Annotated in this window: 15 protein-coding genes; 3 read left to right on the top strand and 12 right to left on the bottom strand. The window is 42.7% G+C overall.

Going from position 1 to position 16,192, the window contains the following annotated elements; genetic code table 11:
• Nucleotides 1–360 precede the first annotated feature (360 nt).
• From IEV36_RS01205 to paaA, 12 genes are read right to left on the bottom strand one after another with little or no spacing between them, the layout of a single operon-like run.
• Nucleotides 361–960, bottom strand: a complete 600-nt coding sequence (locus IEV36_RS01205) for a hypothetical protein (RefSeq protein WP_005257363.1) — start codon at nucleotides 958–960, stop codon at nucleotides 361–363.
• Nucleotides 941–1,906 (bottom strand): phenylacetic acid degradation operon negative regulatory protein PaaX, encoded by a 966-nt coding sequence (gene paaX / locus IEV36_RS01200; protein ID WP_005257362.1) that lies wholly within the window; start codon nucleotides 1,904–1,906, stop codon nucleotides 941–943. The genes IEV36_RS01205 and paaX overlap by 20 nt, the downstream gene beginning before the upstream one ends.
• A 60-nt stretch (nucleotides 1,907–1,966) precedes the next feature.
• A complete protein-coding gene (gene paaK / locus IEV36_RS01195) occupies nucleotides 1,967–3,256 on the bottom strand; it encodes a phenylacetate--CoA ligase PaaK (RefSeq protein WP_005257360.1) in 1,290 nt (429 codons plus the stop codon).
• Between the two features lie 52 nt (nucleotides 3,257–3,308).
• Complete coding sequence (pcaF, locus tag IEV36_RS01190) at nucleotides 3,309–4,520, bottom strand: 3-oxoadipyl-CoA thiolase (RefSeq protein WP_005257358.1); 1,212 nt, start codon at nucleotides 4,518–4,520, stop codon at nucleotides 3,309–3,311.
• 12 nt (nucleotides 4,521–4,532) lie between these two features.
• Nucleotides 4,533–6,071, bottom strand: coding sequence for a 3-hydroxyacyl-CoA dehydrogenase (locus tag IEV36_RS01185; RefSeq protein WP_005257356.1), 1,539 nt, complete (start codon nucleotides 6,069–6,071; stop codon nucleotides 4,533–4,535).
• Between the two features lie 2 nt (nucleotides 6,072–6,073).
• Nucleotides 6,074–6,865, bottom strand: coding sequence for a 2-(1,2-epoxy-1,2-dihydrophenyl)acetyl-CoA isomerase PaaG (gene paaG / locus IEV36_RS01180; protein WP_005257354.1), 792 nt, complete (start codon nucleotides 6,863–6,865; stop codon nucleotides 6,074–6,076).
• Complete coding sequence (locus tag IEV36_RS01175) at nucleotides 6,865–7,638, bottom strand: enoyl-CoA hydratase-related protein (protein ID WP_032864031.1); 774 nt, start codon at nucleotides 7,636–7,638, stop codon at nucleotides 6,865–6,867. The genes paaG and IEV36_RS01175 overlap by 1 nt, the downstream gene beginning before the upstream one ends.
• Nucleotides 7,639–7,648: 10 nt before the next feature.
• The gene (paaE, locus tag IEV36_RS01170) at nucleotides 7,649–8,710 is read right to left on the bottom strand and encodes a 1,2-phenylacetyl-CoA epoxidase subunit PaaE (RefSeq protein WP_005257350.1); all 1,062 of its coding nucleotides are present in this window, start codon (nucleotides 8,708–8,710) and stop codon (nucleotides 7,649–7,651) included.
• Nucleotides 8,711–8,733: 23 nt separating this feature from the next.
• Nucleotides 8,734–9,234 (bottom strand): 1,2-phenylacetyl-CoA epoxidase subunit PaaD, encoded by a 501-nt coding sequence (gene paaD / locus IEV36_RS01165; RefSeq protein ID WP_005257348.1) that lies wholly within the window; start codon nucleotides 9,232–9,234, stop codon nucleotides 8,734–8,736.
• Between the two features lie 16 nt (nucleotides 9,235–9,250).
• Nucleotides 9,251–10,006, bottom strand: coding sequence for a 1,2-phenylacetyl-CoA epoxidase subunit PaaC (gene paaC / locus IEV36_RS01160; protein ID WP_005257345.1), 756 nt, complete (start codon nucleotides 10,004–10,006; stop codon nucleotides 9,251–9,253).
• A 12-nt stretch (nucleotides 10,007–10,018) separates the two neighbouring features.
• Nucleotides 10,019–10,309 (bottom strand): 1,2-phenylacetyl-CoA epoxidase subunit PaaB, encoded by a 291-nt coding sequence (gene paaB, locus IEV36_RS01155; RefSeq protein ID WP_004772025.1) that lies wholly within the window; start codon nucleotides 10,307–10,309, stop codon nucleotides 10,019–10,021.
• Nucleotides 10,310–10,343: 34 nt separating this feature from the next.
• Entirely contained in the window at nucleotides 10,344–11,282 is a 939-nt protein-coding gene (gene paaA, locus IEV36_RS01150; RefSeq protein ID WP_005257343.1) for a 1,2-phenylacetyl-CoA epoxidase subunit PaaA, read from the bottom strand.
• 265 nt (nucleotides 11,283–11,547) lie between these two features.
• Here paaA and paaZ point away from each other — a divergent pair, with 265 nt between their 5' ends.
• The 3 genes from paaZ (at nucleotide 11,548) to IEV36_RS01135 (ending at nucleotide 15,857) form a co-directional block, all read left to right on the top strand.
• Entirely contained in the window at nucleotides 11,548–13,650 is a 2,103-nt protein-coding gene (gene paaZ / locus IEV36_RS01145) for a phenylacetic acid degradation bifunctional protein PaaZ (protein WP_005257341.1), read from the top strand.
• Nucleotides 13,651–13,737: 87 nt separating this feature from the next.
• Nucleotides 13,738–14,028 (top strand): DUF1330 domain-containing protein, encoded by a 291-nt coding sequence (locus tag IEV36_RS01140; RefSeq protein ID WP_005257339.1) that lies wholly within the window; start codon nucleotides 13,738–13,740, stop codon nucleotides 14,026–14,028.
• A 416-nt stretch (nucleotides 14,029–14,444) separates the two neighbouring features.
• Nucleotides 14,445–15,857 carry a spinster family MFS transporter gene (locus IEV36_RS01135; protein WP_005257337.1) on the top strand — a complete coding sequence of 471 codons (1,413 nt, stop codon included), beginning with the start codon at nucleotides 14,445–14,447 and terminating at the stop codon, nucleotides 15,855–15,857.
• Nucleotides 15,858–16,192: the final 335 nt, after the last annotated feature.

Here is a 16,192-nt window from a genome sequence, read left to right as displayed (position 1 = left end):
AGTTACTGAGTAACCCCAGTAACTTTTTTGCTTAGATCCCATTAATATATGCACAAAATTTATCTATAAACACGCTCCTATAAAATCATGAATCATACCGTTAAAAATAAGTTCAATATCTTCTAGACTTAATACATGTAAATTAAGCACTATATAAACAGAACTTTCAGTCTATGATTCTAATTCAAAAAAACTCTTTATAAACCATTAAAATAGGACAGTGTTTTTTGTATTTAGGGCATATCTTCGATATTTGATCTTTTATTATTCAACATTTTACATACAGTGGGATAGATTTTAATTTTTAGTTTTATTAAATCTAAAATAAAATACCCCATTATAGAAAAAGAGGCAGATTATTTATGTGCTAGGTTTAATTTGGTGCTCTGACTGAAAATCCTGATAGGTCTTACGTTCAGCAGATCCTTCTGTCAAAGGTACAACTTCCCTCATTGTGCTTAAACAACGCTGCGCCAACTGAATATATTCCTGCGTACCTTGAATTTTCCAGTGTCGTTCTTTTTCAGAAAGTTCTCTGGCCACTTTTGCTGGACTGCCTAAAGCCAGAACATTGGCAGGGATTTGATCTTTAGTTTTGACTAAACTATTTGCACCAATAATGCTATTTTCACCAATTTCCGCATAATCCAGAATGACACTGTTCATGCCAATCAAGACATTTTTACCAATACGACAACCATGCAACGTCGCAGCATGACCGATATGTCCCATTTCCTCAACCAGCGTAACACTTTGCAGAAAACCATGAATGATACAGTTGTCCTGTACATTGGCATTTTCCTTGATATGAATACGGCCAAAATCAGCCCGTAATGAAGCAAAAGGGCCAATATAAACCCCTGCCTCAATAATCACATCGCCAATTAATACAGCTGTGGGATGCACAAATGCGCTGGGATGGACAACGGGAATCACACCATCAATACTGTAACAAGGCATCACTCACTCTCTCATTATTTTGGCTCAAACCGCCAAAGCGACGCCAGAAATGTGCAGTTGCATTGGGCATAGGCCCTTCCGATGTAGCAGCAACCGACAAGAAATAGTCATCCGCGGCTTCAAAGACTTTTTTATAGATATTCATGGATAAAGTACGCGCCTTGACTGCGGGCCAGTCTGCCGATAGCAGCTCTAAAGGCAAGGCAGGATCTTTAAGCAAAATCCGTCGGTAATAATGAATCAGTAAAGTCCGAATCTGAAAGGCTTGAACAGGTTCAATGCGCTCATCGTCCTGCATCAAGATTGCTCCGATTTCCCGAAACATATCCAGAAATTGCAGGTAACGTTGACGCAACTCATCAATCGGCCAGTTGGTCTCTAACATACGGCTAATGGTATCGGTGGAGTTATTAAACAGCTGTAAAGTCTCCGCCTTAAACACCACCACCTGCTCACTCATATTGAGATCAACCAGCAACTTTTGCAATTGCAAGCGGTTAGATCCCGGATAAGCCATCAGATTGGTCGAAATATTGGCAAAACCTAGCCATTCCAGTTCTTTCTTCAAAAATGCTTTATTGTCTGTATCCAGACTCGACATCAGGATCAGATCCCAAGAATGATCCCATTCCTTCATCTGATCATTATAAATCCGTTGCTCTGCTTGCAAATATTTTGATCTGCTGGCATCGGTAATACGATAAAAACTGGTTCTGCCAATCTTGTCTGAATCTAGCCAGTTATTTTTCACCAAGCGAAACACTGAAGTCCGTACAGCACGATCATTAAAATCAAACAGCTCCAGCAACTGAATCAAGCTGGCAAGACTAATATTACCGCCACGATGCAGCACCGAATCACCAAAAATGGTTGAAATGAGCGATGTACCGCTTAAGGTTTCATTCTGAATAATCGAATCAATAATTTGCTGTAGCTTTGCACTCATACTTTTATCTTGGCGTTTAAGATTCAGGATATAGATTCTATACCCTGAATGATCATAATGTTAAGCAATCTGGCGCATATCGATAACGCGTTTTGCTTTCCCCTCAGAGCGCGGCAAAGTCAGTTCATTCACCACTTCTACCGTTACTGAAATCCCGATCATGGTTTTAATCCGTTGCATTAACTGCTGAGCCAGTTGCTGCGCTTGCATGTCACAGTTATGGCACATTTCGGTACGGATATGCAAAGTGTCCATGTGCCCTTTTTTCGCCACCAGAATTTCATAATTTGGTACCAGACTTGGAACCTGTAAAATCTGTTCTTCGATCTGGGTTGGGAAAACATTCACACCACGAATAATCAGCATATCATCACTACGCCCCACGATCTTGTCCATACGGCGCATAACGAGATTCTGGCCCGCCAATAAACGGGTTAAATCACGGGTACGATAACGGATGATTGGCAAACCTTCTTTGGTGATGGTGGTGAATACCAGTTCGCCCAGCTCACCGTCCTTGCACACTTCACCAGTTTCAGGATTAATAATTTCAGGATAGAAATGATCTTCCCAAATGGTCAGCCCATCACCTTCATTGAGGCATTGCATGGCAACACCAGGGCCCATAATTTCAGATAAACCATAAATATCCAGTGCCTTGATATTCAGGCGCTCTTCGATCTCACGGCGTAATTCTTTCGACCACGGCTCTGCGCCAAAAATACCAACTTTTAATGAGGTATTACGCGCACTGCCCAACTGTTGCTCGAGCTTTTCAATAATGCTGATGCAATACGATGGCGTTACCATAATTGCCGTGGGTTTAAAGTCCTGAATCAGTTGCACCTGTTTCTCAGTCTGACCGCCTGACATCGGAATCACGGTGGCACCTAGGCGTTCAGCACCATAATGCGCACCTAAACCGCCAGTAAACAGGCCATAACCATACGCCACCTGAATCATATCTTTGGCACTCAAACCCGCCATACGCAAGCAACGCGCAACAATATCAGACCAAGTATTGATGTCTTTTTGGGTATAGCCAACGACGGTTGGTTTACCTGTTGTGCCTGACGAGGCATGTAAACGTACAATCTGCTCTTGCGGAACGGCAAACATGCCAAATGGATAGTTGTCGCGTAAATCCTGTTTGGTGGTAAATGGAAATTTGGCCAAATCATCCAGTGTGACGAAATCATCTGGATGCACACCAGCATCATCAAACTTTTTCTTATACACAGGACTATTGGCGTAAACATTACTCAATGTTTCTTTTAACCGTTTGGTTTGAAGCGCTCGTAACTCCACAAGCGTCATTTTTTCTACGTCTTCTGTAATGAGGCTATCCACTGCCGTCTCTCCTATTTCGTTATATTATTCGAACCGTTTCGTTTCAATTAAATTAAGCTACATTTTCTAAAATCAGGGCGACACCTTGGCCTACACCGACACACATGGTGCAAAGTGCGTACTTCCCTTTGCGTCTTTTCAATTCTCTGGTGGCAGTAATTACCAAACGCGTGCCACTCATGCCGAGAGGATGACCCAGTGCAATTGCGCCACCATTGGGGTTAACACGTATATCATCATCCTTCAGGCCTAACTCACGCATACAAGCTAGCGACTGGGCAGCAAAAGCTTCGTTTAGCTCAATCACATCCATTTGATCCAGACTCAGACCCGTTTGTTTCAATAATTTTTGTACCGCTGGGACTGGGCCAATACCCATATATTTCGGTTCAACCCCTGCACTGGCAATCGCCACCACACGAGCTAAAGGTTTTAAACCATGCGTATCTGCAAATTGGCGGTTAGTGAGTAAAACACACGCCGAGCCATCGTTTACACCTGATGCATTGCCTGCTGTAACTGAACCACCCTCTTTACGGAATGGTGCTTTCAATTTCGCCAAACTGTCCAGACTGGTATCTGCACGAGGATGCTCATCTTGGGCAAACATTGTGATGTTCTTTTTACGATCCACCAATTCAACTGGCAAAATTTCCTCATCAAAGAAACCTGCTTGCTGTGCCGTAGCCACTTTTTGTTGACTACGAATTGCAAAAGCATCTTGATCCTGTCGGCTGATTTGATATTTTTCAGCCACATGTTCAGCCGTTTCCGGCATGCTATCTGTACCATATTGTGTTTTCATCTTTTTATTGATGAAACGCCAGCCAATGGTCGTATCAAATATTTCAGGACTACGCCCAAAAGCTTCAGTTTGCTTGGCTTGTACAAAAGGTGCACGGCTCATGGACTCGACACCACCTGCCAATACAAACTGTGATTCACCCGATTTAATCGAACGTGCTGCCAAACCCACTGCATCCAGTCCTGAAGCACAGAGTCGATTCACTGTCATAGCAGGAACTGCTTCTGGTAATCCAGCCAATAAGGTTGCCATACGTGCAACATTGCGATTGTCTTCGCCCGCCTGATTGGCACAACCTAAAAATACTTCATCTAAATCCTGCCACGGTAAATGTGCGTGTTTTTCTTTTAAATGCTTGATAGGCAATGCAGCAAGATCATCGGTACGTACTGAACTCAATGAACCCGCATAGCGTCCAATCGGGGTACGAATAAAATCACAAATAAAAACGTCTTCCATGATCACTCCTGCTTATGCAAATGCGGTTAAATCTTTTGAATCGTTGGCCGTTACGCTTTGCTGCTGTGCCACGTATTGTTTGAGATAAAGACTTGCACGATATTTTTCTTCGCCATAAATGGCATATAAATTATTGAGCGTTTGCAGCACATACTGCGCGCCCAATTGCATCATCCATTGATACGGCCCCTTAGGATAATTGACACCATATCTCATGGCATTATCAATATCTTCCATACTGGCAATACCGTGAAGACTGGCTTCACAGGCTTCATTGATCAGCAAGACAAGGGTACGTAAAGTTAATAATGCAGGATGGTCTGTAATCCAGATCACATGAATCTGATATTGAGCAAAAAATGCCTCAACTTTTGCCAGATCATCGGCTTGACACAATTGATTGTGGCTCAGCACTACGGCTTGCGCCTTAGAAAAATCATGATGCCAATCCATCAATACCGTTTTACGGCTTAGATAGTTCAGATTGGCAGATTCCCCCTGACTTAACCGTAGATCAATATCATCCATCTGAATGATATTTTCTTCATTTTCAGTCCCACCATTCAGCGCTAGACGTGTTAATAGTTCGGGTAGTTGAGACCATGCGCCTTTGACCTGAAGACGTGCCTGAAAGGCTGTCGCTGTAATGACTTCAGGTTGAAAAGTCGAATACTGATTTTTTTCATCATAGTGATAGAAACCTTGCTTTGACTTCCTTCCCCATGCACCAGCATCGACGAGTTCCTTTTGTACTAGACTCGGACGATAACGCGGCTCATAAAAGAAGGCTTCATACACACTTTGAGTCACAGAAAAATTCACATCCTGCCCAATCAAATCGGTGAGTTCACACGGCCCCATCGCAAAACCACCACACTGCTTTAAGGCATAATCCAGCTGCTCATACGTTGTGACCTGTTCTTGTAAGGCACGAAATGCTTCTGCGTAGAATGGACGGGCGATACGATTCACGATAAAACCCGGTGTTGACTTGGTCAGCACTGGAATTTTCTTCCAGTTCAGCATCAAAGTTTTTAACGCGTGACATAATCCTGCTGGTGTTTTTAAACCTTGCACAATCTCGACCAGTTTCATCACTGGCGCAGGATTGAAAAAATGCAGGCCCACTACACGTTCAGGTTGTGGAATCCCAGCCGCAATCTCAGTCACTGAAATAGATGAGGTATTGGTGGCAAAAATAGTGTGTTCGTTACAAATAGCCGCAAGCTGTTGAAACAAAGATTGCTTTACTTGCAGTTTTTCAACCACCGCCTCGATCACCAAATTCACATCAGCTAAATCTTCTATACCATCAGCAATGCTTAAACGTGAACATGCCTGTTGAGCCTGTTCGTCCGTTATCTTGCCTTTTTCAACCAGTTTGGCAAAAGTCTGATGCAATCCCTCAACCGCCTGCTGGGTCTTTTCACGATCAAGATCGTAGAGAACAGTTAAATGACCATTCATAATCGCTAATTGGGCGATACCGATGCCCATAGTTCCAGAGCCAATAACGGCAATGCGGGCATCAGATAAATCCAGATGAGTCATGCTTAAAGCCCCTGAAAGTTTGGCTCACGCTTATTCATAAAAGCTTGTACGCCTTCACGATAATCTTCTGAACGACCTGCAATACGCTGTAGGTCTCGTTCCAAGTGCATTTGCTCATCAAAGCTATGATTAGGGGATTGATGAATGGCTTTTTTAATCAATGAAAGACCAAAAGTCGGCTGTTTCGCGAGACGTTCAGCAAGCTCAGTGACTTTTGTTTTTAATTCTGCATCTTCAGCAACATCCCAGATCATGCCCCATTCTTTGGCAGTTTCAGCTGGTAATTTATCACCGAGTAAAGTCAGGCCCATGGCACGTGCGTGACCGACTGCGCGTGGCAGGAACCATGTTCCACCTGAATCAGGTACCAGACCTAAACGACAGAACGCCTGTACAAAATTGGCAGATTTAGCTGCAATCACCAGATCACACGCCAAAGCGATATTTGCACCTGCACCTGCCGCCACGCCATTCACCGCACAGATCACGGGTTTTGGCATATTCACAATGGTTCTAATCAACGGGTTATAGTAAGTTTCAATCGAATACCCTAAATCTGGTGCAGCGGCATTCGGATCAACCACACGGTCACCTAAATCTTGTCCTGCACAAAAACCACGACCTTCACCACTGATTACGATACAGCGAACGTCCTGTTTTTTTGCCCAAAGATTCAAAACCTCAGCCACCTCACGGTGCATGTCCACGTTAAAGCTATTCAATGCTTGTGGACGATTGAAGGTTAAATAACCCACACCATTTTTTTCTTCAACAATAATATTTTTATAGTCCATCACTCACCTCTAAAGATTGGTTTTCTTTTTTCAAAAAATGCGCTAATGCCTTCATTCCGATCCTTGGTTGCTGCCAACCAGACAAAGTTTTGTCGTTCGGATTTCAGTCCCTGACTTAATGTTGTCTCATGAATACTTTTGATCGATTGCTTGATCGCCCGAATCGCTAAAGGCGCTTGTTTGGCAATCTTACTTGCCAATTGAATGGCATATTCCACCGTGAGTGCGACGGGCACCACCTCGCTACAGATGCCATGCTGCTGTGCTTGCTTGGCGGAGATCATTTCACCCGTCATTGCCCAGCGCATAGTCAGCTGCTGGCCGACCAAACGTGCTAAACGTTGTGTGCCACCTGCACCCGGTAACATCCCTAAACCAATCTCAGGCAGAGCAAATTTGGTATTGTCACCACAAATCACGATATCCGAATGCAGAACCAGTTCAAATCCAGCACCCAAGGCATAACCATTGACCGCTGCAATGATTGGTTTAGTAAACGCATCGATCTTCTGCCATAACTTTGGACGAATATCGAGTTGTAAGGACACCGCATCCATTGCCGCCAATTCGCTCAGATCTGCACCCGCAGCAAAGCAATTGCTATTGCCCGTTAACACAACCACTTTTACTTGAGGATCGTGTTCAGCCTGTTCCAGCAAATCACATAAACACTGTAAGGTGGCGTTGTTCAAGGCATTGCGTTTTTCTGGACGGTTTAGGCTCAGCAGCATGACACCCTCAAGTGGTGTTTCTACCTGAATCAATGTTTGCATCGCTGTTTCTCTACTCATCAAAGCTCAAACGCACATTCGCGCCTTTCGGTAAAGTCTGACAGCTCAGTACATAGCCTTTTTCCACCTCATCATCTTCAAGGCTATAATTCAGGAACATATCCACTTCACCTGAAAGTACCTTGCAGCGACAGGTGGCACATACGCCACCTTTACAGGCATAAGGCAAATCTGCACCTGCACGTAATGCAGCATCGAGAATACTTTCGTCCTCTTGTCCAACGGCAACAATTAACTCTCGTCCGTCGAGCACGATGTTGACTTTTTCTTCCTGACGATAGGCATCGGCTTCCGCTGGACGTTTACGGATATGACCTGTGTTAAAACGTTCGGTATGAATGCGCTCTTTCGTAATCCCCAAATCAGGTAACAGGCTTTCGACGGTATCCATCATTTCATCAGGGCCACAGGCAAACACATGGTCAAAGTCTGACTCTAATACGTCATGTTCAAATAACTGCTTGAGCTTCTTTTCATCAATACGACCGTTCAGCAGCTCACTGTCGTTAAACTCCCGCGAAAAGATATTGATGAGCTGAAAACGCTCTTTAAACTGGTCTTTCAAATCCATAATCTGCTCGGAAAACATGGTCTGTTTCCACGAACGATTGCCATATAACAAAGTAAAATTTGCTGACTCTTGCTCAAATAACACTTGTTTAATGATGGAAAGAATTGGGGTAATTCCACTGCCCGCAGCAATGCCTAAATAGGCTTGACCGCCAGTACGTGCCGCTTTCTGAAAAAACACACCTTGGGGCGGCATGACTTCCAGTACATCCCCCACTTTTAAATGCTCATTGGCCCAATTGGAAAATTGGCCCTGCTCAATCTTTTTGACTGCAATACTGATGTCTTCTTTTGGCGCATAACTACAGATTGAATAGCAACGGCGAATTTCCCCAGCTTCGGTTAAATGGCGAATAGTGAGATGCTGCCCTGGCTGAAATTGAAACTGTTGCTGTTGTTCTGCGCCCAGATCAAAGGCAATGCAAATCGCCTGATCAGTCTGGGGGGTAATTGTTTTTACTTTTAATGGAATAAATTGGCTCATGGCTGATTTCCTTATCCAAGACTTTAAATACATTTAAAATAATCAAAGGGTTCAAGGCAGTCCTGACATTTGTACAAGGCTTTGCAAGCGGTGGAGCTGAACTCGGTTAACAGTCGGGTTTTACGACTTTTGCAATGGGGACATACCACACCATCTCTCAAATGCACATGCGTTCCGCATTGCTGTGCCGTACCTTCTGGTGGCGCAATGCCATAGGCTTGCAGTTTCTGTTTACCTGCGTCCGACATCCAGTCCGTGGTCCATGCTTCTGATAGATCAATGATGACTTTTGCGGGAATCAAATCCTCTGCTGCCAGTGCTTCGACAATCTGTGCTTTTAACAAGTCCGTGGCTGGACAACCGCTATAAGTGGGCGTCAATCGAACAATAATTTCTTGCTGTTCATTCAACTCCACACCACGGATCATGCCCAAATCTACCACCGACAGCACTGGAATCTCTGGATCGCTGACCTTTTGTAAAACATCCCAACATTGATCAATACAATGACGAATCATTTGCATGGCGACACTCCTTGCCTTACCAAGTCATCTCAGGATAACTGCGTTGAATGGATTGCATTTCAGCCAGCAGATAACCCAGATGCTCGGTATGCAAACCTTGTTTGGCACCACGACGGTAGGCACCATTTACAGGAATACTCAATTCAAAACGCTTCAGTTCGGCAGCTACGACCTGATCCCATTGTGCTTTTTCGCTGGAGAAATCAGGAATAATGCCTTGCTCAACCAGTGTTTTTTCTTCCGCAGTCAACTCGAACAGTTCAGCACTAAAACGCCACAAATTGTCTAATGCCTGTTGTACACGTTGATGTGCTTCTGCTGTGCTGAGGCTTAAACGTTCCATCCAGCTGGTTGAGAAACGAATGTGATACTTGGCTTCTTTTAAAGATTTCACCGCCAATGCCGCGACTTCTGGCGTTGCGGATTGGGTTAACGCCGTTAATAACAACACATGGTAATGATCCATCAGCCATTGACGTACAATGGTTTGCGCAAAATCACCATTCGGTTGTTCACACAACAATAGGTTGAAAAACTCACGTTCATTACGGAAATAAGCCAATTGGTCTTCATCACGTTTTTCAGCTTCGTATTGTCCTGCCAAAGTCAGAAAATTTCGGGATTGACCCAGTAAATCCAGACCGATATTGGCTAACGCAATATCAATTTCCAGTTCAGGCGCATGACCACACCACTCGGCTAGACGTTGTGCCAACACCAGTTGACTGTCGCCGATATGTAATAAAAACTTCGATAAAACAGTGTTATTCATTTTCATACTCCCTTACATGTGCTCAATGCCATCAGGGATATGATAGAAAGTCGGATGACGATAGACTTTGTCCAATGCAGGTTCAAAAAACTCGGCTTTTTCATCTGGCTGCGAAGATTTAATCAGTTCCGAACGTACCACCCAGATACTGATACCTTCATTGCGGCGGGTATACACATCACGTGCATTTTGTAGGGCGATCTCATCATCAGGTGCGCGTAAACTACCAACATGACGGTGACTTAAACCCTGCTTACTCCGCACGAACACTTCATAAAGCGACCAATTGTTCTTATTTTCCATTACGATATCCTTAAATTTTTCCATCAATTCTGTTTTAAGCGACTTTACCGACTTGGTTTTGCTGTTTTTTGGCGTAGACAACGGCTGCATCACGCACCCACTTGCCATTTTCCCAAGCCTTGCGGCGTGCGTCGATCCGTTCATGATTGCAAGGCCCACGACCTGCGATCACCTCATTAAATTCTTGCCAGTCAATTTCGCCATAGCTGTAATGACCAGTTTCTTCATCCCATTTCAAATCCGCATCAGGCACGGTCAAGCCAAGCTGTAAGATTTGCGGTACGGTGTTATCGACAAACTTCTGGCGCAATTCATCATTACTAAAACGCTTGATTCCCCATGCCATACTTTGTGCGCTATTTGGAGAATGCTCATCACTTGGGCCAAACATCATCAATGCAGGCCACCAGAAACGGTTCACCGCATCTTGCGCCATCTGTTTTTGTTCAGGAGATCCAGCAGCCAATGCCATCATGGCTTCAAAACCCTGACGCTGATGGAAACTTTCTTCTTTACAGATTCGCACCATGGCACGCGCATAAGGGCCATAAGAGGTCCGGCATAAAGCCACCTGATTGACAATCGCAGCACCATCCACTAGCCAGCCAATCGCCGCCACATCGGCCCAGCTCACCGTTGGATAATTAAAGATCGATGAATATTTCATTTTTCCATCAATCAATTTTTCCATCATCTCATCACGGTCTGCACCCAAGGTTTCAGCCGCACTGTAAAGGTAAAGACCATGCCCTGCCTCATCCTGAACTTTTGCCAGTAATACAGCTTTACGTTTCAATGTCGGTGCACGGGTAATCCAGTTGCCTTCTGGCAGCATCCCGACAATTTCCGAATGACCATGCTGTCCAATCTGACGAATCAAGGTTTTACGATAGGCCTCAGGCATTTCATCTTTGGCTTCAATGGTGATGTCATTGGCAATGTTGTGCTCAAATTTCTGATAATTATTTTCCATGTGTCAATTCCTTGAGGATTTCATCCATGAATCTATTTTTCGATACACACAAAACAAAGTCAACCGATATTTTCGTATCAAATTAAATTCAACCACAAAATCAAATTCAAATAATTGATTTATATAATATTAATTAAATTAATAAAAATCTTATTCAAGCTTGAAAACAAAATAAGGTTGACTTTTAGCGCAATCAATATGAAATTATGAATCATATTTTAAGTATTTCTATAATTGATGTATCACATAAAAATGGAGTTTGATCATGCTTGAACAAGCACATCTAGAAGAAGCGACCACGGATATTACAGAACAAAGCTTAAGCCAGCAGTTAACCAAACTGGCGTCTTATGTCTATGGAATCTGGCATTCAAGTCATGAAGAGACACGTACCGTTGTACATGCAATTACGGGTGCACCAATCTATAGCGTCAGTAGTCATGGCATCGATATGCAACAGGTCGTGCAATATGCCAAGCAAAATGGTTCTGAACTCGCAAACTGGACTTTTCATCAACGTGCCAATGCCTTAAAGCAAATTGCCCAACATTTACTTGAACAAAAAGAACAGTTCTATAGCTTGGCTCATGCCACTGGTGCGACACGTAAAGATGCCTGGATTGATATCGAAGGCGGGATTCAGACCTTATTCGCCTATTCAAGTCTGGTACGCCGTGAACTGAATGATGAAAAAATTATCACTGAAGATAGCTGGATTCAGCTCTCTAAAAACGGCACCTTTGGCGCGAAACACATTTTAAGTCCTAAAGCCGGCGTTGCCGTGCATATCGATGCCTTTAACTTCCCGATCTGGGGCATGCTGGAAAAAATTGCGCCGACACTCTTGGCAGGTGTGCCTTGTATTGTTAAACCTGCAACTGAAGGCGCTCAATTGACTCAAGCAGTGGTCGAGGCGATTGTTGCAACGGGAATTTTACCCAAAGGTTCACTACAACTGATCTGTGGTCAAATTTATGATCTTTTTGATTATTTAGCCCCTCAAGACTGCGTCACCTTTACAGGTTCAGCCTATACAGGACAAAAGCTTCGCAATCATCCGCACTTAAATAAATACTCCATTCCATTCAGTATGGAAGCAGATTCAGTCAATAGCGCGATTCTCAGTCCAGAAGCGAATGAAGCAACGCTAGATCTGTTTGTACGCGAAGTGTTTCGTGAAATGACCACCAAAGCTGGACAAAAATGTACTGCCATTCGCCGTGCTTTTGTTCCTCATACTCTGCTTGAACAAGTCCAGCAAAAGCTGAGCGCCAAACTGGCAAAAGTCGTGGTTGGAGATCCACAAAAACCTGACACAACGATGGGCGCCCTAGCCAGCCCTAAACAAAAACTGGATGTAGCAGCCAAAGTTGCTGAACTGGCAAAAGAAGCCCAAATTGTGTTTGGTGGCGATAGCGCATTTAAATTTAATGCAGATCATCCAGACAAAGGCGCCTTCTTTCCACCGACCCTCTTGCGCTGCGAAAAACCATTAGAAGCCATCTCAGTGCATACCACTGAAGCATTCGGCCCGGTATGTACCTTGATGCCTTATCAATCAATCGACGAACTTGCCGATCTGGTGGCTCGTGGTGAAGGCAGTCTGGTGGCCTCAGTAGTAAAAAATACGGATGAAAATATTGAGCAGATCATCCAGAAAATTGCACCGTGGCACGGTCGTGTTCATATTCTGGATGAAGAGTCAGCCAAAGAAAGTACGGGACATGGTTCTCCACTACCTCACCTCGTTCACGGCGGCCCAGGCCGTGCTGGTGGCGGTGAAGAACTTGGCGGCATTCGTGCAGTTAAACACTATATGCAACGCACAGCGATTCAAGGTTCACCGAATAGCCTGACGCAAGTCACCCATTCATGGACGGCGGGTTCAAATATTAATGAAGACCGAGTTCATCCATTTAAAAAATCATTTGATGAACTGGTGATTGGTGAACGTTTACTGACTGCACGCCGTACCGTGACTGAAGCAGATATTGTCAATTTTGCTTGCCTCAGTGGTGACTATTTCTATGCGCATACCGACAAAATCGCTGCGGCAGATTCTTTCTTTGGTGAGCGTGTTGCGCATGGCTACTTCATTGTTTCAGCAGCAGCAGGCTTATTTGTCGATGCCGCTCAAGGTCCGGTGATTGCCAATTATGGTATGGATAATTTACGTTTTGTCGAACCAGTCAAAATTGGCGATTCGATTCGGGTAGAACTGACCTGCAAACAGAAAACACCAAAACCGCAAAAAGATCCATCTCAACCCGAACATGGTGTAGTGGTTTGGGATATCAAGGTGAAAAATCAGCGTGACGAACTGGTGGCGACTTATGATATTTTAACTTTGGTTGCCCGCGCAGCTTAAATTATACAGATTGATGGATACAATCAGGTGTCCATCAATCATTTAAAAATTCAGAATCTTAAAAATAAGTTCAATTCAGGAAAATCCATGAGTGCATACATTATTCTTATTCGTAAAAAATTAAAAAACCAAGATGAAATGAAGACCTATACCACGTTGGCACGCCAAGCCAGCCAAGGCTTCAATGCTGAACCTATCGTTTTTTATGGGCAATCTATTGCTTTGGAAAATATTGAAACTGATGGCGTTGCAATTATCAAATTTAGCACGATGCAGGAAGCACAAAACTGGTATCACAGTGATGCCTATCAACAGGCCAAAAAACATCGTGATTTGGCTGGTGAATATATTGTGATTTTGACAGAAGGTTTAAGCTGATTTAATTATCAAACTAAAAATTATCTAAAACTTAGAAGTTGAATCATATTTTCAATTATCCTTCTTTTATTATAGACGGGAGGAGTTAGATTGTATGCATCATAATAAAAATATAGCGCAATTCATAATACTTTTATTATAAAACTCATAATAATAACAAAGTATCAAACCAATCAATCTCACAATAAACCTTTAATAAATAATCTCTATTTTGTATAAAACTATTTCCTCAACCTTCCTATTTATAAAATATTTATCCATTTTCTTTATTCTCTCGAGTAATTTTCACTTTTATTTTAATTGTGTATTGCTTGATCAATTAAAACTTTATATAAATAAACACACGATACCAAAAAATAAATAATTTAATAAAAAAGTATCAATTTAAAATCCCAGTCATCACAGGAAGATGCACAATGAATGATAACAACCTAGAACATGTGCTCGGCAGGAATGAGCACGAAACCAATCACTCACCCGAGCATACGGTACAGAAAGAGCAAGAACCTCATACCCAAGAAAGCTTCGGCTATCAATGGTATGTCGTTGTGATCTGTATGGTGGCGTATATTCTTTCTTTTGTAGATCGCCAGATTCTGTCCTTGATGATCGAACCGATTAAACAAGATCTCATGTTAACTGACACACAGTTCAGCTTATTACAAGGATTAGCTTTTTCGTTGTTCTATGCATTTATGGGTATCCCAATTGCTGCGCTTGCAGACAAAAAATCACGAATCAAAATTATTTCTATTGGCATCGCCTTCTGGAGTCTTGCTACAGCAGCATGTGGCTTGAGTAAAAACTTTATCCAGATGTTTATTGCCCGATTAAGTGTCGGTGCGGGCGAAGCCGCTTTATCACCAGCATTTTATTCGATCGTTACAGACCTATTCCCCAAGGAAAAACTGGGACGTGCTTTAGGTTTATATGCGATTGGGGCATTCATTGGCTCAGGTCTGGCCTTTCTGATTGGCGGTTATGTGATTAGCCTGTTAAAAAATGTAGATATGGTCATTTTACCTGTGATCGGACAATTAAAAACATGGCAACTCACCTTCTTTATCGTAGGATTACCAGGTGTTTTGCTGGCTCTAGTCATGATTCTGACGGTGAAAGAACCTAAACGTAAAGGTTTAAAGCTGGATCAGAATGGACAGGTCATACAGGCATCGTTTAAAAACTCCATTGCATTTATCAAAACCCACAAAAAAACCTTCTTTTGTCATTTTATTGGTTTTTCTTTCTATACCATGATGCTTTATTCACTACTCGGCTGGGCACCTGCATTCTATATGCGTCACTTTGGTTTAGATGCCAGCCAAACAGGTTATATCCTCGGGAGTATCATTTTAATTGCCAATACCGCAGGTGCATTATTTTGTGGATGGCTAATCGATTATTTTTCTAAAAAAGGGTATAGCGATGCTGCCATTCGGGCAGGTATGATCGGCTGTGCTGCGCTTGTACTACCAAGTGTTTTATTCACTCAAGTTGACAATATGTATCTATCCTTTGGCCTAATTTTTATCGCCATGTTCTTCTCAACTTTTCCAATTCCCGCCTCGGCAGCGGCCACCCAAATGCTCACTCCAAATCAATTACGCGCTCAGGTTTCAGCCAAATTTTTGCTTATCTCTAATCTAATTGCATTAGGTGTGGGCACAACAGCAGTCGCGTTATTAACTGATAAATATTTTGAAAATACACTGATGGTTGGAAACTCCATTTCGATTGTGAATGCGATTGCAGGAATAATTGGTGTTTTCTTGCTGTTTAAAGGATGCAAATATTATCGGGAAAGCATCCTGCTTGAAAAACTAAATTAAAACAGTCTAGTTCAGGCCTTTCTTATTTGTAGTTTAAGGAAGGCTTGAATCTAAGTGCTCAAATAAAAACGCTATCTGAAATAACGTATTTCTAAATCTGAATAAAAAATTTGACTGGCGAATCCATCTAACTAAATTATTCTAGACCAAAACTTTTGCCAACCTTCAATCAGCTAAACTTAAACTTTGTCATTTTGGTCAATTTTTTTAAAAATTATTTTTCTGATATTTTTTAAAATACATAAAAAACAAAAGCCTATAAAACTTTAAATAGGCATTTTACCCTTTATCTTTCTCCAGTCCGCATGTCAAACAAGACATAGTCTTTTGATCAG

The sequence above is a fragment of the Acinetobacter vivianii genome (genome assembly GCF_014635885.1).
Taxonomy (GTDB): Bacteria; Pseudomonadota; Gammaproteobacteria; order Pseudomonadales; family Moraxellaceae; genus Acinetobacter; species Acinetobacter vivianii.
Note: the sequence above shows the minus strand (reverse complement) of the source record. Positions and strands in the feature narration are given on the sequence as shown.

Coding starts and splice junctions, on each gene's coding strand:
- IEV36_RS01205 (WP_005257363.1), bottom strand. CDS start 960: ATGCCTTGTTACAGTATTGATGGTGTGATTCCCGTTGTCCATCCCAGC.
- paaX (WP_005257362.1), bottom strand. CDS start 1,906: ATGAGTGCAAAGCTACAGCAAATTATTGATTCGATTATTCAGAATGAA.
- pcaF (WP_005257358.1), bottom strand. CDS start 4,520: ATGGAAGACGTTTTTATTTGTGATTTTATTCGTACCCCGATTGGACGC.
- IEV36_RS01185 (WP_005257356.1), bottom strand. CDS start 6,071: ATGACTCATCTGGATTTATCTGATGCCCGCATTGCCGTTATTGGCTCT.
- paaG (WP_005257354.1), bottom strand. CDS start 6,865: ATGGACTATAAAAATATTATTGTTGAAGAAAAAAATGGTGTGGGTTAT.
- IEV36_RS01175 (WP_032864031.1), bottom strand. CDS start 7,638: ATGCAAACATTGATTCAGGTAGAAACACCACTTGAGGGTGTCATGCTG.
- paaE (WP_005257350.1), bottom strand. CDS start 8,710: ATGAGCCAATTTATTCCATTAAAAGTAAAAACAATTACCCCCCAGACT.
- paaD (WP_005257348.1), bottom strand. CDS start 9,234: ATGCAAATGATTCGTCATTGTATTGATCAATGTTGGGATGTTTTACAA.
- paaC (WP_005257345.1), bottom strand. CDS start 10,006: ATGAATAACACTGTTTTATCGAAGTTTTTATTACATATCGGCGACAGT.
- paaB (WP_004772025.1), bottom strand. CDS start 10,309: ATGGAAAATAAGAACAATTGGTCGCTTTATGAAGTGTTCGTGCGGAGT.
- paaA (WP_005257343.1), bottom strand. CDS start 11,282: ATGGAAAATAATTATCAGAAATTTGAGCACAACATTGCCAATGACATC.
- paaZ (WP_005257341.1), top strand. CDS start 11,548: ATGCTTGAACAAGCACATCTAGAAGAAGCGACCACGGATATTACAGAA.
- IEV36_RS01140 (WP_005257339.1), top strand. CDS start 13,738: ATGAGTGCATACATTATTCTTATTCGTAAAAAATTAAAAAACCAAGAT.
- IEV36_RS01135 (WP_005257337.1), top strand. CDS start 14,445: ATGAATGATAACAACCTAGAACATGTGCTCGGCAGGAATGAGCACGAA.